Source organism: Streptomyces sp. NPDC096339 (assembly GCF_044762985.1).
Taxonomy (GTDB): domain Bacteria; phylum Actinomycetota; class Actinomycetes; order Streptomycetales; family Streptomycetaceae; genus Streptomyces.
Window position 1 is genome coordinate 102,768 of sequence record NZ_JBIWFI010000020.1, and the last position, 23,403, is coordinate 126,170.

At 73.2% G+C, this 23,403-nt stretch carries 22 protein-coding genes; 11 read left to right on the forward strand and 11 right to left on the reverse strand.

The window, feature by feature from the left end:
* Window positions 1–4: 4 nt before the first annotated feature.
* Window positions 5–1,000, reverse strand: a complete 996-nt coding sequence (locus ACIQ5Y_RS24220) for a CorA family divalent cation transporter (RefSeq protein ID WP_403884072.1) — start codon at window positions 998–1,000, stop codon at window positions 5–7.
* 190 nt (window positions 1,001–1,190) lie between these two features.
* Here ACIQ5Y_RS24220 and ACIQ5Y_RS24225 point away from each other — a divergent pair, with 190 nt between their 5' ends.
* From ACIQ5Y_RS24225 to ACIQ5Y_RS24240, 4 genes are all read left to right on the forward strand, one after another.
* Window positions 1,191–1,841, forward strand: coding sequence for a helix-turn-helix domain-containing protein (locus ACIQ5Y_RS24225; RefSeq protein WP_403884075.1), 651 nt, complete (start codon window positions 1,191–1,193; stop codon window positions 1,839–1,841).
* Between the two features lie 85 nt (window positions 1,842–1,926).
* Window positions 1,927–2,061: a DUF6126 family protein gene (locus ACIQ5Y_RS24230; protein WP_403884172.1), complete on the forward strand. Its 135-nt coding sequence runs from the start codon at window positions 1,927–1,929 to the stop codon at window positions 2,059–2,061.
* Between the two features lie 70 nt (window positions 2,062–2,131).
* Window positions 2,132–3,214, forward strand: coding sequence for a dihydrodipicolinate reductase (locus tag ACIQ5Y_RS24235; protein ID WP_403884078.1), 1,083 nt, complete (start codon window positions 2,132–2,134; stop codon window positions 3,212–3,214).
* Entirely contained in the window at window positions 3,211–3,690 is a 480-nt protein-coding gene (locus ACIQ5Y_RS24240) for a carboxymuconolactone decarboxylase family protein (RefSeq protein ID WP_403884081.1), read from the forward strand. The genes ACIQ5Y_RS24235 and ACIQ5Y_RS24240 overlap by 4 nt, the downstream gene beginning before the upstream one ends.
* Before the next feature lie 69 nt (window positions 3,691–3,759).
* On the opposite strand, the gene ACIQ5Y_RS24245 is transcribed toward ACIQ5Y_RS24240, so the two are convergent.
* The 3 genes from ACIQ5Y_RS24245 to ACIQ5Y_RS24255 form a co-directional block, all read right to left on the reverse strand.
* The gene (locus ACIQ5Y_RS24245; RefSeq protein ID WP_403884083.1) at window positions 3,760–5,415 is read right to left on the reverse strand and encodes a GMC oxidoreductase; all 1,656 of its coding nucleotides are present in this window, start codon (window positions 5,413–5,415) and stop codon (window positions 3,760–3,762) included.
* Window positions 5,416–5,506: 91 nt separating this feature from the next.
* Entirely contained in the window at window positions 5,507–6,133 is a 627-nt protein-coding gene (locus ACIQ5Y_RS24250; RefSeq protein ID WP_403884086.1) for a DUF6629 family protein, read from the reverse strand.
* 111 nt (window positions 6,134–6,244) lie between these two features.
* Window positions 6,245–7,771, reverse strand: coding sequence for an MFS transporter (locus ACIQ5Y_RS24255; protein ID WP_403884089.1), 1,527 nt, complete (start codon window positions 7,769–7,771; stop codon window positions 6,245–6,247).
* A 146-nt stretch (window positions 7,772–7,917) separates the two neighbouring features.
* Here ACIQ5Y_RS24255 and ACIQ5Y_RS24260 point away from each other — a divergent pair, with 146 nt between their 5' ends.
* From ACIQ5Y_RS24260 to ACIQ5Y_RS24270, 3 genes are read left to right on the forward strand one after another with little or no spacing between them, the layout of a single operon-like run.
* Window positions 7,918–8,742 carry a hypothetical protein gene (locus tag ACIQ5Y_RS24260; protein WP_403884091.1) on the forward strand — a complete coding sequence of 275 codons (825 nt, stop codon included), beginning with the start codon at window positions 7,918–7,920 and terminating at the stop codon, window positions 8,740–8,742.
* A 46-nt stretch (window positions 8,743–8,788) separates the two neighbouring features.
* Complete coding sequence (locus ACIQ5Y_RS24265; RefSeq protein ID WP_403884094.1) at window positions 8,789–10,090, forward strand: cytochrome P450; 1,302 nt, start codon at window positions 8,789–8,791, stop codon at window positions 10,088–10,090.
* A gap of 51 nt (window positions 10,091–10,141) precedes the next feature.
* On the forward strand, window positions 10,142–11,224 hold the full coding sequence (locus ACIQ5Y_RS24270; RefSeq protein ID WP_403884097.1) for a hypothetical protein: 1,083 nt from the start codon (window positions 10,142–10,144) through the stop codon (window positions 11,222–11,224).
* A 19-nt stretch (window positions 11,225–11,243) separates the two neighbouring features.
* Here the strand turns inward: ACIQ5Y_RS24270 and ACIQ5Y_RS24275 are convergent, their stop codons facing one another.
* Both ACIQ5Y_RS24275 and ACIQ5Y_RS24280 read right to left on the reverse strand, forming a co-directional pair.
* The gene (locus ACIQ5Y_RS24275; RefSeq protein ID WP_403884175.1) at window positions 11,244–11,738 is read right to left on the reverse strand and encodes a gluconokinase; all 495 of its coding nucleotides are present in this window, start codon (window positions 11,736–11,738) and stop codon (window positions 11,244–11,246) included.
* A gap of 149 nt (window positions 11,739–11,887) precedes the next feature.
* Window positions 11,888–12,772 carry a sigma-70 family RNA polymerase sigma factor gene (locus ACIQ5Y_RS24280; RefSeq protein WP_403884099.1) on the reverse strand — a complete coding sequence of 295 codons (885 nt, stop codon included), beginning with the start codon at window positions 12,770–12,772 and terminating at the stop codon, window positions 11,888–11,890.
* 138 nt (window positions 12,773–12,910) lie between these two features.
* Here ACIQ5Y_RS24280 and ACIQ5Y_RS24285 point away from each other — a divergent pair, with 138 nt between their 5' ends.
* A complete protein-coding gene (locus tag ACIQ5Y_RS24285; protein WP_384579077.1) occupies window positions 12,911–13,270 on the forward strand; it encodes a hypothetical protein in 360 nt (119 codons plus the stop codon).
* Between the two features lie 38 nt (window positions 13,271–13,308).
* On the opposite strand, the gene ACIQ5Y_RS24290 is transcribed toward ACIQ5Y_RS24285, so the two are convergent.
* The gene (locus ACIQ5Y_RS24290) at window positions 13,309–13,695 is read right to left on the reverse strand and encodes a VOC family protein (RefSeq protein WP_403884102.1); all 387 of its coding nucleotides are present in this window, start codon (window positions 13,693–13,695) and stop codon (window positions 13,309–13,311) included.
* 7 nt (window positions 13,696–13,702) lie between these two features.
* Window positions 13,703–15,604, reverse strand: coding sequence for an ABC transporter ATP-binding protein (locus ACIQ5Y_RS24295; protein WP_403884105.1), 1,902 nt, complete (start codon window positions 15,602–15,604; stop codon window positions 13,703–13,705).
* 170 nt (window positions 15,605–15,774) lie between these two features.
* Here ACIQ5Y_RS24295 and ACIQ5Y_RS24300 point away from each other — a divergent pair, with 170 nt between their 5' ends.
* Together ACIQ5Y_RS24300 and ACIQ5Y_RS24305 are read left to right on the forward strand one after the other, a co-directional pair.
* On the forward strand, window positions 15,775–16,428 hold the full coding sequence (locus ACIQ5Y_RS24300) for a hypothetical protein (protein ID WP_403884109.1): 654 nt from the start codon (window positions 15,775–15,777) through the stop codon (window positions 16,426–16,428).
* 129 nt (window positions 16,429–16,557) lie between these two features.
* A complete protein-coding gene (locus ACIQ5Y_RS24305; protein ID WP_403884112.1) occupies window positions 16,558–18,582 on the forward strand; it encodes a class I adenylate-forming enzyme family protein in 2,025 nt (674 codons plus the stop codon).
* 22 nt (window positions 18,583–18,604) lie between these two features.
* Here ACIQ5Y_RS24305 and ACIQ5Y_RS24310 read toward each other — a convergent pair whose 3' ends face one another.
* Window positions 18,605–20,374, reverse strand: coding sequence for a GNAT family N-acetyltransferase (locus tag ACIQ5Y_RS24310; protein ID WP_403884114.1), 1,770 nt, complete (start codon window positions 20,372–20,374; stop codon window positions 18,605–18,607).
* 96 nt (window positions 20,375–20,470) lie between these two features.
* Between ACIQ5Y_RS24310 and ACIQ5Y_RS24315 the strand changes: the two genes are divergently transcribed.
* Window positions 20,471–20,893 (forward strand): DUF350 domain-containing protein, encoded by a 423-nt coding sequence (locus ACIQ5Y_RS24315; protein WP_403884117.1) that lies wholly within the window; start codon window positions 20,471–20,473, stop codon window positions 20,891–20,893.
* A 102-nt stretch (window positions 20,894–20,995) separates the two neighbouring features.
* On the opposite strand, the gene ACIQ5Y_RS24320 is transcribed toward ACIQ5Y_RS24315, so the two are convergent.
* Both ACIQ5Y_RS24320 and ACIQ5Y_RS24325 read right to left on the reverse strand, forming a co-directional pair.
* Window positions 20,996–22,225, reverse strand: coding sequence for an acyltransferase (locus ACIQ5Y_RS24320; protein ID WP_403884120.1), 1,230 nt, complete (start codon window positions 22,223–22,225; stop codon window positions 20,996–20,998).
* Complete coding sequence (locus ACIQ5Y_RS24325) at window positions 22,222–23,292, reverse strand: alpha/beta hydrolase (RefSeq protein ID WP_403884123.1); 1,071 nt, start codon at window positions 23,290–23,292, stop codon at window positions 22,222–22,224. The genes ACIQ5Y_RS24320 and ACIQ5Y_RS24325 overlap by 4 nt, the downstream gene beginning before the upstream one ends.
* Between the last annotated feature and the right edge of the window lie 111 nt (window positions 23,293–23,403).

Sequence of the window (23,403 nt, forward strand, 5' to 3'; positions counted from 1 at the left end):
CGGCCTAGTCGTCGTCGAGGTCGCTGTCGTCCTCGCGCAGCCTGCGCCAGAGGTTGGTGCGGTGGAGCACGTACAGGGCCGCGAGCAGGAAGAGCACCTGCAGGCCCACCGCGAGCAGCCAGAACACGGCCCTGCTCTCCAGCTCGTCGGTCAGATAGGCGAAGTTCATGCCGAAGAACCCGGTCAGGAAGGTCAGCGGCAGGAAGATCGTCGAGACCACGGCCAGCCGGTTGATCACGCCGTTCTGGTCGCCCGAGACCAGCGAGGAGTAGCTGCCGAAGGCCCGCCGGGCGCTCTCCTGCAGGGACTCGATGTCCGCGAGCACCAGGTTCCCGGTGCGCCGGTACTCGCGGACCAGCTGCCCGCGCTCCTCCTGGAAGCCCCGGTTCATCACCCGGCGCGTCACGCTCTCCTCCGCCACCCGGTGGTAGGGGAGGAGGGTGTGATGGAGCAGGGCCGCGGTGCGCCGCAGCCGTGACAGGCGGTAGAGCTGTTCCGGCTCGCGCCGCCGGAACATGGCGTCCTCCAGGTCCTCCACCTCCAGCAGGGCCTGGACGGCGGCCCGGCGGTAGGTCTCCATGGCCTCGTCCAGCAGCAGGAAGAGCATGGCCACGGAGTCCGGCGGGCCTTCGAGCGGGAAGCGGGCGGTGACGTCCCAGATCAGGGTGGCCGGCCCCCGGTGCACCGTGAGCAGGAAGCGCTCGGTCACCAGGACGTGTACGTGGCGGACCTCGTCCCCGTCGACCGCCGGTACGACGAACGCGGCGCTGTCCCCGATGACCTCCGCGCGCGGGGACTCGTCCTTCTGCCCCAGCCACGGCACGCCCGCGGCCTCCAGGCCGAGCAGGCGGACGAGCGGCGGCCCGTCGGGTGCTTCGTCCTCCTCGGGCAGCTGCACGTCCACGAAGAGGAAGGGGGAGGTGGCGAGGCGCTCGCGGGCCTCCGACACATCGCCACGGGTCAGGGCGCCGTCCGGCATGGACATCATCGATACGATCATCGTCCCTCGCCGTAGGTCATCCGGTGCCGTGGATCCCAGCCTGTACGGCGCGGCGGCGCGCGCAACCGCGGTGACGCATTCGCCCGGCAACGGGCCTCGAACAGGTGAGGCCGAGCCGCAGACCCGCAGGGGTTTTGCCTCAGAGGCAAGAAGGTTTGCCAGGCGGGCAATGCTCTGGCTCAATCGGCGTATGACTTCCGGATCCGAAACCGGCCCCGAAGACGCGGCCGGTACCGACCGACCGGCGGACGAGCTGCCCGCCGTCGCCCCGCAACTGCGCGAGCTGCGCCGGCGCGCGGGCCTCACCCTGGAGGCCGCGGCCGCCCGGGCCCGGCTGTCGCCCGCCCATCTGTCCCGCCTGGAGACCGGCCGCCGCCAGCCCTCGCTGCCGCTCCTGCTCGGGCTCGCCCGCACCTACGGCACCACGGTGTCCGAGCTGCTCGGCGAGACCCCGGCCGTCGCCGATCCCATCGTACGGGCCGGCGGACCCGGCGCCCGCGAGGCCGACGGGTGGACGTACTGGCAGGCCGGCGGCTCCGGGCGCGGGATGCAGGCGCTGCGCGTGCACGTGCCCTACGGACGCAGCCAGGGCGAGCTGGTCCGCGTACATCCCGGCGAGGAATGGCTGTACGTGCTCGACGGGCGGCTGCGGCTGCACCTGGGGGAGACCGAGCACCTCCTCGAACCGGGGGACAGCGCCCACTTCGACTCGCTCACCCCGCACCGGATCGGCGCGGCCTCCTCCGGCGGGGCCGATCTGCTGTTCGTGCACACCCTGCTGCAGAGCAGTCTCGCCGGGCTGTGCCTCGGCGGATCCACCACGTCCACGCACCGCCCCTAGCCGAGCAGGAGCCGTAACCATGTCCCGAGGAGAGAACCCGGTGAGCACAGCGGACGCCGCCGCCCCCGTCACCCCCGCATCCCCGATGACCCTGCGCGCCCGCTTCGAATCGAAGTTCCCGCGCGGGCTCGTGATCCGGCTGATCGCCTACCTGTTCGTCGGCCACCTCTTCGCCTTCTTCGTCTACCTCCTCTTCGTGCTCGGAGCCCAGAACCAGTGACGCCGCGGAGCGCGTGACCGCATGCCGCACGACTCTGGAAACGTGCAGGTCCCGCGGCTACCCTCCGCGCATGATTCCCACGGTTGTCTGGGGCACCGGCAACGTCGGCCGTTTGGCCATTCGTGCCGTAGAGGCCCATCCAGCGCTGGAACTCACCGCCGTCATCGTCCACGATCCGGCCAAGGTCGGCCGCGACGCGGGCGAACTCGGCGGACTCCACCACCCGTTGGGGGTGGCGGCCACCGACGACATCGAAGCCGTACTGGCCGCCCGCCCCCGGGCCGTGGTGTACGCCGCCTCCGGCGACGTCCGCCCCGACGAGGCACTCGCCGACATCACCCGGGCCGTCCGGTCCGGGGCCGTCGTCGTCAGCCCCGCCCTCTACCCGCTCTACGACCACCGCAGCGCCCCACCGGAGTTCCGCGATCCGGTACTGGCGGCCATCGCGGAGGGCGGCGGCTCGTTCTTCGCCTCCGGCGTCGACCCCGGCTGGGGCAACGACGTGCTCCCGCTCCTGATCAGCGGACTCGGCACCACCATCGACGCCATCCGCTGCCAGGAGATATTCGACTACTCCACCTACGACCAGCCGGACTCCGTCCGCCACCTCGTCGGCATGGGCCGGCCCATGGACTTCGAGCCGATGATGCTCATGCCCTCCATACCGACCATGGTGTGGGGCGGGCAGATCCGGATGATGGCCCGCGCCCTCGGCGTCGAACTCGACGAGATCCGCGAGACGTCGGAGCGTCGCGCGCTCGACACCACCGTGACCACCCGGACCATGGGGGAGTTCGAGGCCGGCACCCAAGGGGCCATCCGATTCGAGGTGCAGGGCATCGTCGAGGGCGAACCCCGCATCGTCATCGAGCACGTCACCCGCATCCACGCCTCGTGCGCACCGGACTGGCCGACCCCGCCCGACGGCGGCGACGGCGCCCACCGGGTCGTCATCGAGGGCCGCCCCCGCATCGAGGTCACCGTCGAGGCCACCGACGAGGGCGACAACCGCTCGGCCGGCGGCAACGCCACCGCCGTGGGCCGTCTCGTGAGCGCCATCGACTGGCTCACCGAGGCGGAACCCGGACTCTACGACGCACTGGACGTCCCGCTGCGCCCCGCCATCGGCAGACTCGGAAGGAAGCAGTCATGAGGATCGACATCCCTGAAGGCCAGCACCCCATCGAGTACGTCTGGGGCGACATGGTCCCCGGCATCGGCATGGCCGCCGCGAACTTCTCGCTGTCGGTGTACGCCCACACGACCCTGGGGCTGCGGGAGTTCGAGGCGGCCCGGCTGCGCGTCGCGCAGATCAACGGGTGCGTCTTCTGCCTGGACTGGCGCACGGAACGCGACGGGGAGAAGGTCGAGGAGGAGTTCTCCGAGGCGGTCACCGAGTGGCGGACCACCGGGGCCTTCGACGACCGGACCCGCCTGGCGGCGGAGTACGCCGAGCGGTACGTGCTCGACCACCACGGCCTCGACGAGGAGTTCTGGGACCGGATGACCGCGCACTACAGCCAGTTGGAGATCGTGGAGCTGACCATGAGCATCGGCTCCTGGCTCGCCTTCGGCCGGCTGAACCACGTCCTGGGCCTCGACAGCGTGTGCGTCCTGCCCGGCCATTGACACGGGTCGACCGCAGCCGCCGTACGGCGGCTGCGGTGGGGGGTGAAGGCTCGGCTGCCTCTTACGGGTTTACAGGTCGGTGGCGATGATCTTCTCGATGTTGCGTTCGGCGAGCGCCGTGATCGTGACGAACGGGTTCACGCTGGTGTTTCCGGGGATCAGCGCGCCGTCGATCACGTACAGGCCGGTGTAGCCGTGCAGGCGACCGTAGTTGTCGGTGGCCTTGTTCAGCACCGCACCGCCGAGCGGGTGGTAGGTGAGGGTGTCGTTCCAGATCTTGTTGCCGCCGAACAGGTCCGTGCGGTAGATCGTCCCCTCCTTCGAGTTGATCTTGTCGAAGATGGTCTTGGCCATGTCGATGGAGGGCTGCTTCCACGCGGTCTGCCAGCTGAGGTCGGCCTTGCCGGTGGCGGCGTTCCAGGTGAACTCGGCGCGGTTCGGGTTCTTCGTGATCGACAGGTAGAACGAGGCGTACGTCTCGATCCCGGTCGGCAGCGGCGCCACCTCGGCGAACGCCCCGCCCGCGTCCCAGTTGTCGATCCCGGAACAGGGAATGGTCGACTGGAGCTTGCCGGTCGGGTCCCACATGTGGTTGGCGCGGCCGCACATGACGTTGCCGTTGTCCCCCCACCCCTTGCCGACCTCGCCGTTGAGGTTCGGCAGCGCGCCCGTGGCCTTCAGCTTGACCAGGAGCTTGCTGGTGCCGACGCTGCCGGCGGCGAAGAACACCCGGTCCGCCGTCACCGTCTTGGTGACCACGGTGTCGCCGGTGGTGTTCAGCTGGTCGATGACGACCGTGTAGCCGCCGCCGGACGTGGGGGAGACCGAGGTGACCTTGTGCAGGGAGGAGATGGTGACCCGGCCCGTGGCCTTCGCCCGGGCGAGGTAGGTCTGGTTCAGGGACTTCTTGCCGTGGTTGTTGCCGTACAGGATCTCGCCGTCCAGCGCCGACCTGGCGGCGGTGCCCGCCTGCTCCTGCTTCATGTAGTCCCAGTCGTACACGTCGGGCACGAAGGTCCACGCGAAGCCGGAGCGCTGGGCGTGCTTGCGGCCCACGCGGGAGAACTGGTAGCACTCGGCCGTCTCGAACCAGGCCGGGTCCACCATCCCGACCCCGAGGCCGGCGTTGGCCCTCGGGTAGTAGGTGCCGTACATCTCCTCCGCGTCCACCGACGGCAGCACGGACTGGAAGTTGGCCCGCTTGGGCGTGACCGCCATGCCGCCGTTGACCAGCGAGCCGCCGCCGACGCCGCGGCCCTGGTAGACCGTGATGCCGGCGAAGTCCTCGGCGTCGAGGATGCCCGTGTACTTGGGGACGTCCTTGTCGATCGGGAAGCCGAGGAAGTTGCTCAGCGGCGCCTTGGTCCGGGTGCGCAGCCAGAACGACCGGTAGTCCGGGCTGGTCACCTTGGGGAAGACCTTGCCGTCCGACCCCGGGGTGACCCAGTCCATGCCCATCTCGACCATCTGCACGTCGACGCCCGCCTCCGCGAGCCTCAGTGCCGCGACGGAGCCGCCGTAGCCCGTGCCGATGACCAGGGCCGGTACATGGGCGCCACTGGCGATGGGACCGGCTCCGGCGGCGGCCTGATCCTGCGCATGGGCGGCAGCCGGGGTGATGTGACCGGCAAGGGTCACAGCCCCGAGAATGGAACTCGTTCTAGCGATGAATCCGCGACGCGAAAATCCATTGGAATCGTTTCCGGGCAGGGTTCTGTCACTCATGTGACGTTCCTCACTCTCGGCGGAATGGGAACGAGTTCTACTGCCGCCATCGTGTGAAGTCACTACATACGTCTAGGTAACTTTCGGTCGATCACGTAACAGTGGGGGCCGGTTGCCGGCGCCGCACCCACCCCAGGACCAGCACGGACGCGACCGCCGCGAAGGCGCACCACGTGGAGGCGAACTCCAGGCGCCACAGCGCTGAGCAGGCCAATGCCCCGGCGGCCAGCACCCCGCCGAGGACCCGCAGCCGCCGGTCACCGGCGAGCAGCAACGAGCCCAGAGTGGCGAACAGATAGCCCGCCAGGACCAGCGGCATCCACGGAACATTCACGCCGTAGCCAAGGGTGTGACCCCGCACCTCGGCACTCACCGGCCCCGCCGCCAGGCAGTACGAGAGCACGCCCGCGGTGGCGAGACCGACGGCCAGTGGCCCCCACAGGCGGGGCCGGGCCACCGGTTCGGCCGCGAGGAGCACTCCGAGCGGCACCCACACGGGCAGCAGGGGGAAGGCGATCACGGCCCAGGCCGTGGCGGCGGGGGAGCGGCCGCCGTCCGACGCCCAGACGGCGGCCTCCAGCAACTGGTGCACGCCCAGCAGCAGCGGCAGCGCGGCGAGCGGCAGATCCCGGACCCGCCGCACCCGGGCCAGGCACATCACCCCGACGGCGGCGACGGCCGTGCCCGCCGCCAGATCGGCCGTGGCGCTCCAGCACACGGGATCAGCCCGGACCCGGCCTGGGGTCTGTCGTCACATTCCCGTCCGCCCCGCACGGGGCCGCCCTCCGGGCGACGAGGGGAATGTGACGACGGACCCCAGGGGACGCGCTCAACTCCGCCCACGCTCCTCACCGGGCTCCCGCGGGGGTTCGAGCGGCGGAGCGGCCACCGCGCAGTACGTCTGGCACTCCGGGTGGCAGGCCCCCGGCGCCGGGGACCGTACGGTCGCCCAGGCCACGACCGCGCCCACCGCGAACGCCCCCGCACACCAGAGCATCGCCCGCCCGAACGCCGCGTCGAACTCGACCTGCGAGCGGTACGACTCCGGCCCCATCCCCGCCAGCAGAGGCAGCGCCGCCACCGCGAGCAGCCCGGCCGCCCGCGCCGCCGCGTTGTTGATGCCGCTGGCCAGGCCCGCCCGGCCCGGATCCACCGAGGACAGCACGGTCGCCGTCAGCGGAGCCACCAGGGCCACCAGCCCCAGCCCCATCACGGCCATCGCGGGCAGCACGTCCCCCACGTACGAGGCGTCCGGCCCCACCCGCAGCATCAGCAGCGCCGCGACCCCGCACACCAGCGGCCCGACCGTGAGCGGGATCCGAGGCCCGATCCGCTCCGCGAGCTCACCCGAACGGGCCGACAGCAGCAGCATCAGCGCGGTGGTCGGCAGCATCGCCGCCCCGGCGGCCAGCGCCGAGTATCCGGACACCACCTGGAGCTGGAGCACGACGAGGAAGAAGAACCCGGAGATGGCCCCGTACACGCACAGGGTCACCAGATTGACGGCCGTGAACTGCCGGGAGCGGAAGATGTCCGGCGGCACCATCGGGTCCGCCCGCCGCCGCTCCAGCCAGACGAACGCGACCGCGAGCAGCACGCCGGCCACCGCCGCGGCGATCACCGGCGCCGTGGCGGCCTGGGCCTCGATCAGCGCGTACGTGACCAGGGCCAGCGAAGCCGCCCCCAGCACCGCGCCGGCCACGTCGAACCGGCCGTGCGCCTGCGGATCCCGCGACTCCGGTACGTGCCGCAGCGCCACCGGCACGCACACCGCGGCCAGCGGGACGTTCAGCAGGAACACCCACCGCCAGCCCGGCCCGTCCACCAGCCAGCCGCCGAGGAAAGGCCCCACCGCGGCGCCCACCCCGCCCAGCCCCGACCACAGGCCCACGGCCCGCCCCCGGTCCTGCTGTCGGATCGAGCCCTGGATCAGCGCGAGCGAACCGGGCGTGAGCAGTGCCCCGCCGATGCCCTGGAGCGCGCGGGCGGCCACCAGCACCCCGGCGTTCGGCGCGATCCCGCAGAGCAGCGAGCCCGCCGCGAACCAGACCACGCCCAGCACGAACACGCGCCGCCGCCCGAAACGGTCGCCGAGCGCCCCGCCGACGAGGATCAGCGCGGACAGGGTCAGCAGGTACGCGTTGACCGTCCACTGGAGCACGGCCAGATCGGCGCCGAGGTCCTCCCCGATGCGCGGCAGCGCGACGTTGACCACCGTCGAGTCCAGCAGCGCCATGCTCGACCCGAGCACCGTGGTCAGCAGGATCCACCGGCCCCGCGCCGACGCGATCGCGACACCGGGAACGGCGGGGCCGTCCTGGTCGCCCTGGTCGCCGGAACCGGCGGGTGCGGTCATGCCCCCAGGCTGGCGCGCGCGGCCGGGAAAGGCCACCCGTGGGCACATTCACTCCCGCCGGGAGGACCGGCATTCGAGTGGCCGGTGCGCGGACTCCGGCGCGACCGGCCCCGGGGCCGGTGCGGGGCCGGCTAGCGTGACTGACCATGACGCTCCTGAGCGACCGGGCCGATGACATCCGGGCCCTCGTGGCCGCCGCCGATCCCGGGGCGGTGTGGGCCTTCGGCGACGCCGACGGGGTCCGCGCGGGGTCGCACGACGGGCGGACCGTCGTCGACGCCGGGGGACTGTTCGCGGTACTGGCCCTCTGGCCGGTGATCGGGAGCCTCGTCGAGGACGGCTCCCTGCGTCTGCACACCCCGATCGCGGCCTACGGGAAAACGGACGCCCCGGCCGGGACCACCGCGCACCACCTCCTCACGCACCCCGCCGGAACCGCCGACCTCACCCGGCTCGCCGAACGGCTCGGCGGCAGCCCCCTCGGCGAGCTCGCCGCCACCGGGATCTGGGGCCCCCTCGGCATGACCGCCACCCGGTTCGCCGACGGCACCCTGTACACCTCCCTCGACGACCTCGTCCGCTTCCTGCGCCACCTCCTCGCACCGGTTCCGGCGCCCGGCCCGGGGCCCGAGCCGGGGCCCGAGCCGGAGTTCGAGGCCGGGCCGGTCGGGCAGGAGGAGCCGACGGGCCCCACGGCGCCCACCCGCGCCTGGACCACCGAATCCCTCCGCATCCGCACCGGGGAACTCACCCCAGCCCGGGGCCTGCTCTGGCACCCCGCCCCCGACGGCGTCTGGACCCACCCGGCCCCGGGCGACGACGGCCCGGCCGTGTGGATCTCGCTGCGCCTCCACCGGTGGGCGATCCTCCTTCCCACGGCCGCCGGACAGCGGCCCCTGCGCTCCGCCTTCCGCGAGGCCGTCTTCCAGCGGACCGGCGCTCGCGCACTCCCGGGGTGGGACGTACGGTGATGCCGATGTCACCGACCGTCGTCGTCCATGCCGCGGAGGTACACGCATGCGTACGGTCCAAGGGGCCGCCCTGGACGGGCTGAGAGCCCGCGTACGGGCCCTCGGCGCGGAAGCACCGGACCGGCGGACACCCGCCGCCCCCACCTTCGGCGCCCGTCTGCGCGGCCTCGTCCGCACGGGCACACCGCGCGCCACCGCCGCAGCCCTGCGCGCCCTGCGGGCCCGCCGGGGCGACGCGCCCGCCCTCCTGCGCTCCCGGTCCGGACGCACCTTCCTCGTCCTGCTCGACCCCCGCGACCTCGACCGCTTCTACGCCGAACCCGTGAGCCTCCTGGCCGCGGACCCGCCGGAGAAGTGCCGGGGCCCGGCCGCCGAGGAGCCCGCCGGCATCGGCTGCTCCCGCGGCGAACTGCGCGCCCAGCGGCGCCGCATCAACGAGGAGACCCTGGCCGCGGGCATCCCCGTGCACCCCTCGTACGGCACCTTCCTCGCGGCCGTCGCCGCGGAAGCCCCCCACCTGACCGCCGCCCGCACCCTGGACCTCGTACGCGCCCGGCACGCGGTACACCGTGCCGCCCGCCGGATCGTGCTCGGCGAGGACGCCGCCCGCGACGAGGAGCTCGCCGGCTGGCTCCGGCAACTGCGCGGCGGCCGGGCCCGGTCCGCCCGCACCGTGTACGCCAAGGCGCACGCACGCATCCAGCAGTACGCCGCCCGCGCGGGCGACGACACCCTCGTCGGCCGGGCCACCCGCCGCGCAGACCCCGCCGGCGCCCTCGACCCGCTGCGCCAGGCACACCACTGGCTCCTCGCGATGGACGCCGTACCGGGCACCCTGCTGAGCACCCTGCTCCTGCTCGGCGCGCACCCTGCCGAACAGGACGCGGCAGCCGCGGAAGCCGCGCGGGGCGGCGACGACGGCGAACTGCCGCGGCTGCGGGCCTGCGTCCGGGAGGCCCTGCGCCTCTACCCGGTGGTGCCCGACCTGATCCGCGTCACCCGGACCGAGACCGAGTGGCGGGGCGTGCGCTACCCGCCGGGCACCGCCGTACTGCTGCCCGCCGCCTTCCACCAGCGCGATCCCGAACGGGTACCGGCCGCTCACGTGTTCGTACCCGGCCGGTGGAAGAACCCCGACGCCGACCAGGACATCCGGATCGCACCCTTCAGCCACGGCGGCGGCCGCTGCCCGGGCGACCAGCTCGGCCTGATGATCACGGCGGCCTTCTGCGCCGAGGTCCTGCGGGGCCACCGCGTCGCCGCCGCCCGGCCGGTCCTGGACCCGGTGGGCCCGCTGCCAGCCACGCTCGACCCGGCCGCCGTCCGGATCACGCTCACCCGTCGCTGACGGTCCCGCCCGACCTCCCTCACTCCCCCTGGCCGACCCCAAGAGGAACCCATGCCCGACGCCGCGACCGCGTCCTCGTCCTCCTCGTCGTACCCGCCCCCCGACCTGGACGCCGACCTGCTCGACGCCCTGTGCCGCGCGCTCGCCGAGGCCGCCGACGCCGTCGGCGAGGCCGCCCGCGACGCCTCCGCCCTCGCCCTCGGCCGCCGGCTGCCCGCCGCGGCCCTCGCCCGGGGAGGGACCCACCGGCTCGGCTGGCGCACCCTCTTGCGCACCCTCACCGATCCGGCGGGGCTCGGCTGGGCCCCGCGGGGCCGGGGCGTGGCGGGGGTGGGCCGGATCGCCGGGGTCCTGGCGGGCCGTGAGAGCCTCGCGATCAGCATCGCCGTCTGCGGGCTGCGGGCGCGGATCCGGGCTGCGGGCACGACCCGCCCCGAACTCCTCGCCGACCCGGAGGCCTCGGCCGTCCTCACCGCCGTCCGGGAGGGCCGGCAGGGGGAGGCGGCCCGCCTGTTCCGGCGCATCGTGCGGGACCGGGGAGCCGAGCACGCGTACGGGCTGCTGTCCCCGTACTTCGCCGACGTCCTGGCCTGGAGCGCCCTGACCGACGTGAACCCCTTCAACGACCACGCCGGCTGGCAGGTCGCCACGGGTCGGGCCCAGGAGGCCGAACCCCTCCTCGGACTCGGCGCCGCCTTCCTCGCCTTCTGCGACCGGGGCCAGGGCCTGTCGGAACGGCCCGCCGGGCAGCCGGCCGGTCAGCCCGCTGTGCGACCCCTCGCGCAACCCGCCGGGCCGTCCGCCAAGCCGTCGGCCAGGTCGTACGCCGGGCAGCCCGCGTGGCTGTCCGCCGTACAGCCGGCCCGCGCACGGCACGCCGCCGCCCGCCGCCGGGCCGCCGGGCAGGTGCCCCGGCGGGCCCCGCGTCCGGCGTCCGGCGGCCCGCTCGGCCTCTGCGACCACGCCGCCGCCCTGCGTTCGCACGCGGTCCGGCTGCGCGCGGCCGCCGCCGCCCCGGGATGGCACGGCCCGGAGGCCGACGGCCTGCGCACCGAGGTCGCGGCCCTCGCCGACCGCTGCGCGACGGCGGCCGCCGGTCTCGCCCTCGCCGCCGTACAGCTACAGGTCGTATGACGGCGGAAGGCCCTGCCCCTCAGCCCTTCGCGGCACGGAGCCGGCGCAGTGCGGCCAGCGCCCTCTCGGCGACATCCTCCGGGGACCCGGACACGTCGACGGCGACGCCGAGTTCGTCCGCCTGGAGCGGCTCCAGGGCGGCGAACTGGGAGTCCAGTAGCGTGGTGGGCATGAAGTGCCCCTTGCGGGCCGACATCCGCTTCTCGATCAGCGGGCGGTCACCGGTGAGGTGCACGAACACGGCGCCGGGCGCCGCCGCGCGCAGCCGGTCCCGGTAGACGCGCTTGAGCGAGGAGGCCGCCACCACCCCGCCGCTGCGCCCCGCACTGTTGCGGATCCATTCGCCGATGGCGTCCAGCCACGGCCACCGGTCGGCGTCGTCCAGCGGGATGCCGGCCGACATCTTGGCCACGTTCGCCGCGGGGTGGAAGGCATCGCCCTCCGCGTACGGGATGCCCAGGGCCTCCGCGAGCAGTTGGCCCACGGTCGTCTTGCCCGTGCCGGCCACGCCCATCACCACGATGACGCGTTGTGCGCCCACGTCCACCTCGCCGTTCTCGTCGCCCCCGGTCCGTGTCCACCACTCAACCGCATTTCCCCGCTGCCGCGGCCCGCTACACGGTGCCGGCGCGGTCATCCGCGCCGGCACCGCACGGCAGGGCCTCAGGCGTCGAGGACCGCGATCTCGATCGCGTCCAGCCGCTCCGGCTCCGCGACGATGTCGATCGCGGTGATCAGCCCGTCCTCGACGGTGAAGCGGAGCACCAGGAACAGCTGCCCGTACGGAGCCATCGCGAGGCCGACCGTGCCGTCGACCAGCGCGGTCTGCGTGGCCAGGGCGCGCTGCATGGCGGCCATCGCACCCGTGGCCACGGTGACGGCGCCGCTGACGACGATCGGCTTGGGGGAGGGGCCGACCGCCGTGTCGGCGGTGAGTACCACACCGGGGTGCAGGAGGGTGACCAGCGCGTCGAAGTTCCCGCCGCGGGTGGCGGCGAGGAAGGCGTCCACGACGGCACGCTGACGGGTCAGATCGGCATCGGGCACCAGAGGCACGCCCTTGACCCGGCGCCGGGCACGGCTGGCGAGCTGCCGGGTCGCGGCCGGGGTCTTCTCGATCATCTCGGCGATCTCGTCGAAGGAGACGGAGAACATGTCGTGCAGGACGAACGCGAGGCGCTCGGCGGGTGCCAGCTTGTCGAGCACGACCAGCAGGGCCAGCCCGACCGAGTCGGCCATCACCGCCTCCTGCTCGGGGTCGACCCCGTCCTCACGGCCGGCGGCCGGGTCGGTGGGGTAGGCCTCGATGGATTCCTCACGCCGGGTCTGGCGGCTGCGCAGCATGTTCAGGCACACCCGTGACACGACCGTGGTCAGCCAGCCCCCGAGGTTCTCGACCTCACTGGTGTCGGAGCGGTCCAGGCGCAGCCAGGCTTCCTGAACGGCGTCATCGGCCTCGCTGAGGGAACCGAGCATCCTGTAGGCCACTGCTCTCAGATGAGAGCGGTGCTCCTCGAAGCGGTCCGTCAGTTTCGAGCTCTCGTCCACTTCTTCATTCCTCCCCTAGCGGATGATGATCAAAGTAGACCGGAGCCGGGGCCCGGCATAATGGCGCCGGACAGCCGAAGCGAGTGAACGAGCAAGACGCCGGGCCGAATCGCGGCCCGGCAGGAGAGGGAGCCCCTGATGGATGTGCAGCACTTCGAGCGGATCACCGCATTCATCGAAGCGCGGCTCACCCCGCTGTTCGACGCGGAGACGGGGAGCGAGTACGGCTTCTCCATGGACGACACCGGCCGCGCGCTCCGGGCGCTGCGCAACGCCGTCCTGGAGGCTTCGGCGATCAAGGGCCTGCTGGAGAAGCGCGAGTCGGCCGAACCGGCCATGCGCCGCGTCATCGACCAGTCGGTCGAGCACAACTGGGACGTCCTGCGCGGGATCGCCCGCCAGTGGGAGGACCACGCCGACTTCCGCCACGAGTTCAAGCACCACGCCTGGGAACTCGACCACCACCACGACCACGACGTGGTCTCCGCGGAGGCCTGACCCCCGCCCGGCTCGCTCGGCGGCCGCCCCCGCGCGGATCACGCGGGGGACTCGGCCGCCTTGCGGGGGGTGGTCTGCTGCACCGCCCAGCCGTTGCCGTCGGGGTCGGAGAAGTAGACGAAGGACCCCCAGGGCATGTCCTGGATCTCGGTGACCTCGATGCCCCGGCCCCGCAGGTCCTCGTACGCCTCCTCGATGTCGGTGACGACGACCTGCATGTTGTCCAGCGATCCCGGGGCCATCCGGGTGAGCCCCTTTCCGATGGCGATCGAGCAGGCCGATCCCGGCGGGGTCAGCTGCACGAAGCGGATGTCCTCGCTCACCGTCACGTCGTGGTCGGCGTTGAAGCCGATCCGCTCGTAGAAGGCCTTGGCCCGGTCCACATCGGTGACGGGTACGGCGACCAGCTCCAACTTGATGTCCATCACAGCATCATGCGCCGGCGGCCGGGACGCCGCCGCCCGGAGCCGTGTCCGCCGCCGCGAACTGGGTCCGGTACAACTCCTCGTACCGTCCCCGCGCCGCCAGCAGCTCGGCGTGCGTGCCCCGTTCCACGATCCGGCCGTCCTCCACGACCAGGATCAGATCGGCCGCCTGTACGGTCGACAGCCGGTGTGCGATCACCACCGCGGTCCGGCCCGCGAGGGCCTCGCCCAGGGCCTCCTGCACCGCCGCCTCCGAGGTGGAGTCCAGGTGGGCCGTGGCCTCGTCGAGGACGACCACCCGCTGACGGGCCAGCAGCAGCCGTGCGATGGTCAGCCGCTGGCGTTCCCCGCCCGACAGCCGGTAGCCGCGCTCGCCGACGACCGTGTCCAGCCCGTCCGGCAGCGAGGCGACGAGCCCGTCCAGGCGGGAGCGCCGCAGGGCCTCCCAGATCTCCTCCTCGGTGGCACCGGGCCTGGCGAGCAGCAGGTTCGCCCGTACCGACTCGTGGAAGAGGTGCCCGTCCTGGGTGACCATGCCGAGGGTCTCGCGGATCGAGTCGGCGTTGAGGTCCCGCACGTCGATCCCGCCGAGGCGGACGGCGCCCGCGTCCGCGTCGTACAGCCGGGGCAGCAACTGCGCGATCGTCGACTTGCCGGCGCCGGACGAGCCCACCAGGGCGATCATCTGGCCGGGTTCGGCGCGGAAGGACACCTCGTGGAGGACCTGCGTCCCGCCCCGGGTGTCGAGGGTGGCGACCGACTCCAGCGAGGCGAGCGAGACCTTGTCGGCGGAGGGGTAGCCGAAGGAGACGGCGTCGAACTCCACCGCCACCGGCCCGTCCGGCACCCGGCGGGCCTGCGGCTTCTCCGCGATCAGCGGCTTCAGGTCGAGGATCTCGAAGACCCGCTCGAAGCTCACCATGGCGCTCATCACCTCGACGCGGGCGCCGGCGAGTGCGGTGAGCGGGGCGTACAGCCGGGTCAGGAGGAGGGCGAGGGCGACGACGGAACCGGCGTCCAGGGTCCCGCGCAGGGCGTAGAACCCGCCGAGGCCGTAGACGAGCGCGAGGGCCAGGGCGGAGACCAGGGTGAGGGCCGTGATGAAGGCCGACTGGGCCATCGCCGTACGGATGCCGATGTCGCGCACCCGCGCCGCCCGCGCCCTGAACTCGGCGGACTCGTCCGTGGGCCGCCCGAAGAGCTTGACCAGGGTCGCGCCGGGAGCGGAGAAGCGTTCCGTCATCTGGGTGCCCATCGCGGCGTTCAGCGCCGATGCCTCCCGCTGCATCGCCGCCATCCGCGCGCCCATCCGGCGGGCCGGCAGCACGAAGACGGGCAGCAGCACCAGCGCGAGGAGGGTGATCTGCCAGGAGATGCTCAGCATCACGGCCAGCGTCAGCAGCAGGGTCACCGTGTTGGCGACGACCCCCGACAGGGTGTTGCTGAAAGCCCGTTGGGCACCGATCACGTCGTTGTTGAGGCGGCTGACCAGGGCTCCGGTCCGGGTGCGGGTGAAGAAGGCGACCGGCATCCGCTGCACGTGGTCGAAGACCGCCGTCCGCAGGTCCAGGATCAGCCCCTCGCCGAGCGTCGCGGACAGCCGGCGGGTCAGCAGACCCAGACCCGCCTCGGCGACGGCGATCAGCGCGATGAGAAGGGCGAGGCGGACGACGGTGTCACTGTCCCGCCCGGCGACGATGGCGTCGACGACCCGGCTGGCGAGTACCGGGGTGGCCACCGCGAGCAGGGCGGTGACCACGCTGAGCAGCAGGAAGAAGGTGAGCCCGCGGCGGTGCGGGCGGGCGAAGGCGGCGACGCGGCGCAGGCTCGCCCGGGAGAGCGGGCGACGGTCCTGCTGGGCGTTGATCGCGCTGTGGAGCGAGGTCCAGGCGGTGACTTCCATGTCCATGACCCGAACGCTAATACCTCGACCAAACTTGAGGTCAAGAGATCCCCCAAGAGGCCAGTGAAAACAAGCCAGTTGACTGGAGAATCACCCTGCCGCGATCATTCCCGCGGCAGATCCGTCATCGGGACCGGGACACCACCCGTCCCACCGGCACCATCCTCGGGGGAACCTTGAACACCGTGCGGCGCAAGATCGCAGCCATCGTCGGATCCATCGGCCTGGCCCTCGGCATAGGCCTGGTCACGGCCGGCAGTGCCCACGCCGGCAGCAACGGCCAGCAGATCATGATCCTCAACAACGGCGGCAGCGCCAAGACCGTCCTGGTCTGGGGCAACGACCAGAACGGCAACTCCGTCAAGCAGTGCTTCTCCATCTCGGGATACGAGACCTGGATCTCGGGGTGGTGGTGGAAGGGCAGCATGTCGGTCTACTGGTACGACTACTCCACGAACTGCAGCAACAACAACCCGAGCAACAGCAGCTACTCGTGGACCGCGGACATCCCCGCGACCTCCAGCAACGACTGGCAGGCGATCGGGCGCCCGGGCAACACCACCCTCGACAACATCAACCGGCAGATCGAGTTCTTCGACAACCGGCACGTCGCCAATTCCGTGAAGGTCGTCGGCTACAACCAGAACGGAAACCTCGTCGAGGGCTGCTGGGCGACGCCCGGCTGGGACACCGCGTTCAGCGGCTGGTGGTGGAAGTTCGGCCCGACCCTCTACCTCTACAGCACCAGCAACTGCAGCGGGGGCTACAACTCGACCGTCAAGACCGGCATGGGCGGCCGTGACGGCACCTGGTACGGCGCCACGAACTGACGCGGTGACGGCGGCCGGCCCCGAGGAGCCCCTCCGGGGCGTCCGCAGGAGGGGGCGTTCAACTGACGCCCCCTCCAAGGAAATTGTCGACCGCCGCCCGCTGTCGGTACCCGGTGGCATCATCGGTCCATGACGCAGGGAACCGAGTCAGTCCGCTTCGGCAAGAGCACCACCGACACCGTCCTGCAGCGCTTCGAGCAGTGGGCCCGGGACACCCCCGACGGACGCGCCGTCATCGCCGGATACGAGAGCTTCACCTACGCGCAGCTCGACACGCGCGCCAACCAACTCGCCCACCACCTGCTCGCCTCCGGGCTGCCGCCCGGGGGCATCGTCGCGGTCGGCACCACCCGCCAGGCCGAACTGCTCGTCGCCCTCCTGGCCGTCCTCAAGGCCGGCGGGGTCTACGCCGTGATCGACGTCGACACCCCGCGCACCGGACAGCGGCAGCTCACCGCCCTCGAACCCTTCGCCCTGCTCACCCGGGCCGCCCAGGAGGCAGCCCTCGACGACGGCAGCGGCCTGCGGGTGATCCGCATCGAGGCGGAGGCCGACGCGATCGCGGCGCTGCCCGCCGAGCCGCCGCAGGCCCCGGCACCAGGGGGGACCGCCGCGATCCTGTTCACCGGGGGAGCGCATCCGCGTCCCGTACCCGTCACGCACGCCCGACTGCTCGCCGCGTACCGGGCATGGGCCGAAGTGGCCCGGCTGACGCCCGAGGACCGGCACCTGATCACGGCGGGAGCGGCCCTCACCGACTTCGCCGCGGGCTGGACCCGGGCCCTGTGCTCGGGCGGCACCCTCGTCCTTCCCGTGATCTCTCCCTGGAAGCCCGACGACATCCTCAAGGAGGTCGAGAGCGAGCGGGTCTCCGTCCTGTACACCGACCCGGTGGGTGCGGACCGGCTCGTCGTGCGCGGGGCGAGGCCCGCGCCCGGGATCCCGCGGAGCGGGAGCGCGCTCCAGGGGAACATCCGGTCACTGCGGCTGCTGGCCCTCACCGGCGACCGCGTGTTCCTCGACGAACTGGACGCCCTGCACACGCGGCTGCGGCCGGGAGTGCGCGTGCTCGACGTCTACGGTCTGACCGAGACGGCCGGAGTCGGCACCCACTTCGAACTCCCGCAGTTGCGCGGCCCGCTGGACGACCTGGAAGGGCTGTCCCTCCTCGGCATCCCCTTCCCGGGCTGCCGGGTCCACCTCCACGACGGGGAGATACGCCTCACGCCGCCCGACGGCGGCGACGCCGTCCCCACCGGGGACCTCGGGGCGCTCCGCCCGGACGGCCTGCTGGAGTTCCGCGGCCGGATCCGGGACCGGATCGCCCTGGCCGACCGCGTCCTCGACCCCTACCCCGTGGAGACCGCGATCCGCAGTCACCCCGGCGTCGGCCGGGCGATGGTGACCGCGGTGACCGACGACACCGGGGTGGAGCGGCTCGTCGCGTACCTCGCGCCGCCGCCCGGTGACGTGATCGCCTGGGACGCGGCCGCCGCGCTGCCGGAGATCCAGGGGCTGCGCGACCACCTGGCGGGGGTCGTGCTCCGGGAGGAGACCCCGCGAACCGTGATCCGGATGCGCGCGCTGCCGCGCAACCGGGCGGGCCAGGAGGACCGGACGGCGCTGCCGCTGCCCGCACGGCACCTGCCCGAGGGGGTGGCCCGGCCGAGCAAGTTCAGCGGCGCCACGGGGACGGCCGAAGGACCGGGCGGCTGCGCCTTCGGGTGCATGGCGGCCGTGCTGGGCTTCGTCGCCCTGCTGCTCACGAACGTGCTGTGGCCCGGCTCGACGGATCTGACCGGGGTGCCGTTCCCGTGGGCGCCCCTCTTCTTCGTCCTCTACCTGTGCGAGGTGCTCGCGTTCGGCGCCGGTGTGCTGTTCCTGATCAACGGGCACCGCAGGATGAAGCACCGGGGGCTCGGCCCGCGCCGCACCAGGGCCGCCCATCTCGCCGTGTGCTACCTGCTGCTGGCCTGGTGGCCGCAGGACAACTTCTACCGGCTGGCGGCCAAGCACGACTGGCCGCAACAGGCCCTGCTCGTCTACACCTTCAACATCCCGCTGATGGTCGCGGGCCTGATCGTGGCCCTCTTCCTGGCCAGGAAGCCGGACGATCCCTTCCACTTCGACCCCGGGGAGGACACGGACGCCTGACCGGCCGCGCGTTCCCGGTCCGCTACGGCGGGCCGAACATCGCGCCGACCGACAGCGCCCCGGCCCGCACCAGTGCCTCGGCCGCGTCCAGCACCTCCCCGCTGTGCGCGGCCACCAACACGCCGATCCAGGGCGTCGGGTCGAAGGCCGCGGTGGCGATGGCCGGGACGAACAGCGCTCCCAGCCCGGCACAGGCCCGCGCCAGGTCCGTGCACAGCTCGTCCAGCTGAGCCTCGGGAAGCCGTGCGCCGAGCTCCACCCGGTCGACGATCCGTACGAGGTGCCCCGCGCCCCGCAGCACGTCGAGCCGGGCCGCCACCATGAAGGCGACGGACGGCCCGGTCAGTCGCAGGTTCGTCTCGGTCGGCGCGAGCCGCCGACCCTCGGCGGTGACGAAGTCCACGTCGAACCAGCCCCGATAGCCGCAGGCCGCCAGCTCCCGGCCCACCGCCGAGCCGAAGGCGGTCAGGGGCTTCTCCGCCCACTCGGGCACCACCCCGGGCCCGACGGTGGCCCCCGCGTAGCAGCCGTCCCGCACCTCCATCACGGCCCCGCCGACCGCGTGGACGCGGCCGTCGGGGCCCACGAAGCCGTCGTAGGTCAGGTCGCGCGGGCCGTCCTCCCCCGCGGGGCCCTCGACGTACTCCTCCACCAGCAGCGGTCCGCGCGGCAGCCGCCGCAGCAGGGCCCGGGCCCCACCGGCCACCCGGAGCCGCTCGGGCGTGACCACGGTCGTGCCCGAACCGCCGACACCGTGCTCCGATTTCAGAACGGTGCTCCGCCCCGCCTTCGCCCGGGCGGACAGCAGCCGGACCGCCGCCCACCGGGTGGAGGCCCGCCACTGCGCCGGGAGCAGCACCCCGGGATGCCCGCCCTCCGCCAGGATCCGGCCGAACAGTTCGTGCGCCGCGGACTTCGACTCGTACCGCAGCTCCCGCGGCTGCCACGGCCGGCCCGCCAGCTCCCCGAACGGCCGGGTCAGCCCCCACGGTACGAACGGCAGCCCGGACCCGGTCAGCCGCGCGGCGAGCGCCGGCCGCTCCCGTACGGCGTCGAGGAGGCCCGGGCCCCGCTCCACCAGCCCGTCGTACACCTCCACGACCGACCACCCCAACTGGCGCCCGACCAGGTCGGTCCAGCCCCGCGGCACCGCCCTCGGCAGCACCAGCACGGCGGGCTCGGGGCTGTAGAAGGCGGCCAGGGACGCGTAGTGGTGGGCGGGCCGCTGCTCCCCGTCCAAGGTGGCGTCGGCGAACTGCGCGTTGAACTCCGCGACGTTGCCCAGGTGCACGGCCCGGCCACCTCCGGTCCACTCCCGTGCCCAGCCGGCGAGCGGGACAGGGGCCACCTCGAAGGGCACGAGGGCGCCGGGACCCGCACCGCCGCCCGGGCGGCCGGTTCCGGCCCGCGCCCCCATCGCCCGGTAGAACCCGGCCGCGTGCGGATCGGAGTCGATCGCCAGCCTGCGCACCCCCAGCTCCGCCGCCCGCCGCAGCACGTCCCGGTACAGCAGCCGCCCCACGCCCCGCCCGATCGCAGCGGGCTCCACGAAGAGCAGACCGAGGACGGCGTGCGGGCCGGTGCCCTCCAGGGAGGCGACGCCGAGCACCGTCCCGTGCCCGTCCTCGGCGACCACGATCCGGCGGGCTGTCACCTCCTCGGCCCGGATCCGCAGTTCCTCCGCGCACGAGGCGAGGAAGCCGGCGTCGTACCCCCAGTGCGCCTTGGAGCGCATCACCAGTCCGGTCAGGGCCTCGGCCTCGGCCGCCCGCGCAGCCCTGACCTTTACCATTTGTCGACCTCCCCATGGTCCACCGCTGGGCCGTGCGATAGATTCGGCCAGCCCACGGCACATACTTATCCCACCCACGCGGAGACAGGCTTCTCAATGAGCGACATCGTCAACGGACTTGGCCGCACCAGCGCCTACGGTGCCCTCGGCCTGGTCCTGCTGATCCTCGGCATCGTCCTCGTGGACGTGCTGACGCCCGGGAAGCTCCCGAAGCAGATCTGGGAAGAGCGCAACCGCAACGCGTCCGTCATGCTCAGCTCGGCGCTCCTGGGCATCGGCGGCATCGTCTTCACCTCGATCTGGACCACGTACGACGACTTCGGCAAGGGCCTGCTGTCGACGGCCGCCTTCGGCCTGCTCGGCCTGGTCCTGATGGCGGTGGCCTTCCTGGTGCTCGACCTGGTGACCCCGGGCAAGCTCGGCGCCATCGTCGTCGACCCCGAGCCCCACCCCGCGGTGTGGGTCACCGCCGCCTGCAACCTGGCCGTCGCGGCCATCGTGGCGGCCTCGATCGCCTGACGCGCCGCGCGCCGCGCGCCACGCGCCACGCGCCACGCGCCGAGCAGGACATGACGAGAGCGCCGCTCCCCAAGGGGAGCGGCGCTCTCGCCGCATCCACGTTTACGCCAGGCCCAGCGCGAACACCGCGAACCCCGCCGCCAGCAGCCCCGCCACGGTCCGCCGCACCGCCCGGCCTCCGCGCACGGCCCGCGGCGGCTCCTCGAACCGGCGCGCGTACCGGGCGATGACCACCAGCAGCACCGCGAACACCGGCATCCACGCCACCCGCGCCGCGATCCAACCCAGGCTGTCCGGGGCCGTGGTGAGCCCCGCCAATCCGGCCGCCCCACCCACGAGGGAACCGGGAACGGCCGCCGCCAGCATGGCCGTCTGGTGCCAGCACAGGATCGTCATCGCGCACAGGTTGATCACCACCACCGGAGCCCACGCCGCGGGCCGCGCCAGCAGGGCCGCCAGCCGGTCGCGCAGCAGGATCGCGGCCCCCGACTGGGCCGCGGCCAGGGCCAGGACCAGCAGCGACGGCGGGTGCGAGTTGGTGCGCGCCGCACCCGGCACGCCCACCATCGACGCCGGGTAGTGGAAGACCACCAGCAGCGCGGCGAACAGCAGGGTCCCACCGGCCAGCAGCAGCCACGCCCCGCGCCGCCCGATGCGCCGCTCGCCCCACGAGACGCCCAGCTGGTACGCGAACAGCCAGCCCGGCAGGATGTTCAGCAGCGACAGCCAGGACGGCACGGAACCGGAAAGCGGCCCGTAGCGCAGGAAGTCCACCACGGCCACCGAACCGAGCAGCGGGGCCGCCGCCCAGCCGCCCAGCCGCCGCGCCGCCCGCACGCAGTACGGGGTCGGCGCGGTGATCACCACGTACACCCCGACGAACCACAGCGGTTGGATCACCAACGTCGCCCCGGTCCGCAGCGTCGCCTCCGGCACCCCGGCCGCGTACAGCAGCGGCGCGGCGAGCGCCCACACGGCGGTCACCCCGAGCACGGGCCGCCCCAGCCGGACGATCCGGTCCTTCAGCCAGGCGCCCGTCGAACCCTTGCGGCGGTTGAAGGAGAGCGCCGACGCGTAGCCGCCGACCAGGAAGAAGACGCCCAGCATCTGGAGCACCCAACTGGCCGGGGCGAGCGCGCCGAAGGCCGACAGGGGGCTCGCGTTGTGCAGGCCGCCGTCCGCATCGAGGGTGAAACCGCCGAGGAGCCAGTGACCCGTCGGCACGGCCAGCAGCGCCAGGGCGCGCAGCCCGTCGACGGCCCGGTCGCGATGGGCGGGGGTCTGCCGGTCGATCCGCTCGGCGGCCCGCTTCACGGTGGTGAGGGCGCTCATCGGACCTCTCCCTTCGCGATCGCGGCGAAGGCCGCAAGGGACCGGGTGCCGGGCGCGAAGTAGCCGGTGTGGCCCTGCACATCGGCGGCCGGCACCCGCCGGGCACCGAAGGCCGGGGAGGTGGGGTCCACGCCGTGGCCGATCCCGGCGAACCGGACGTTCGGCACGTCGGCGATCCAGTCGTCGGGGCCCCGGGCCGCCCACACCCGGGCCCGGGTGCCCAGGGCGGCGGCGGTATCGGCGCGCATGCCGGGGGAGCCGAAGGCCACGATGTCGGTGGCGTCGGTGTCGCGGGCGGCGAGCCCGCAGACCACCGAGCCGTAGCTGTGGCAGAACAGCACCGGGTCGGGTGCGCCGACCGCGTCCAGCCCCGCGGTGAACCGGGCCAGCCGGGCCGCCCCCGCCTCGGCCAGCCGGCCGCCGGCCACGTCCAGGCCGACTCCGACCGGGGTGGTGTACCCGGTCCACGCGATCACGGCGACGTCCCCGGAGCCGTGGCCGTTCGCCGCGTCGCCCCCGGTTGCCACGCGCAGGGCGCGGGCCATCCCGGCCGGACCGGTGTGCGGGGTGCGCACCGCGTCGTAGGTGGTGGCGTCGTTGTCCGAGCCGGGCACGATCACCGAGACGTGCCGCGCCCGCTCCAGGTCCCCGAACACCTCGGCCACCTGCCCCCGGCCGCGCGGATCGAAGGCCAGGACCTGGCGGCCCGGCGCCGCGAGGGAGGCGTACCGGGCCTCGCCGGTGGCGCGGGCGGCGATCCGGTTGGCCTCGTACCGCAGGGTGAGCGGCGCCCCGTCCAGGTTCCCCAGCACCAGCGGGTGCGACCGTACGAGAGCCTGCCGCGCGGAATCGTCCAGCCCGGCGAAGAACCGGGCCACCTCGGCCGGGGTCGCGCCCGCCGGATCGGGCAGCGCCCGGCCGTACACCGAGTCCGCCCGCCAGGCGGCGGCGCCCGGCGGCGGCCCGGTGACCGCGGCCTGACCCTCCCCGGACGCCCATCCCGCGGTCCCCGCGACGACGGCCACCGCCAGCGCGGCCGTGACCAGCGTCCTCCCGAAGCGGCGCATGCCCCTTCTCCCTTCCTCGTGGCGAGCCTCGTGGCGAGCCTCGTGACGAGGAGGAAGGTAGGAATGAGGTACCGCGGCCGACGTCGCACCGGGGAGCCAAGTCGGACGTCA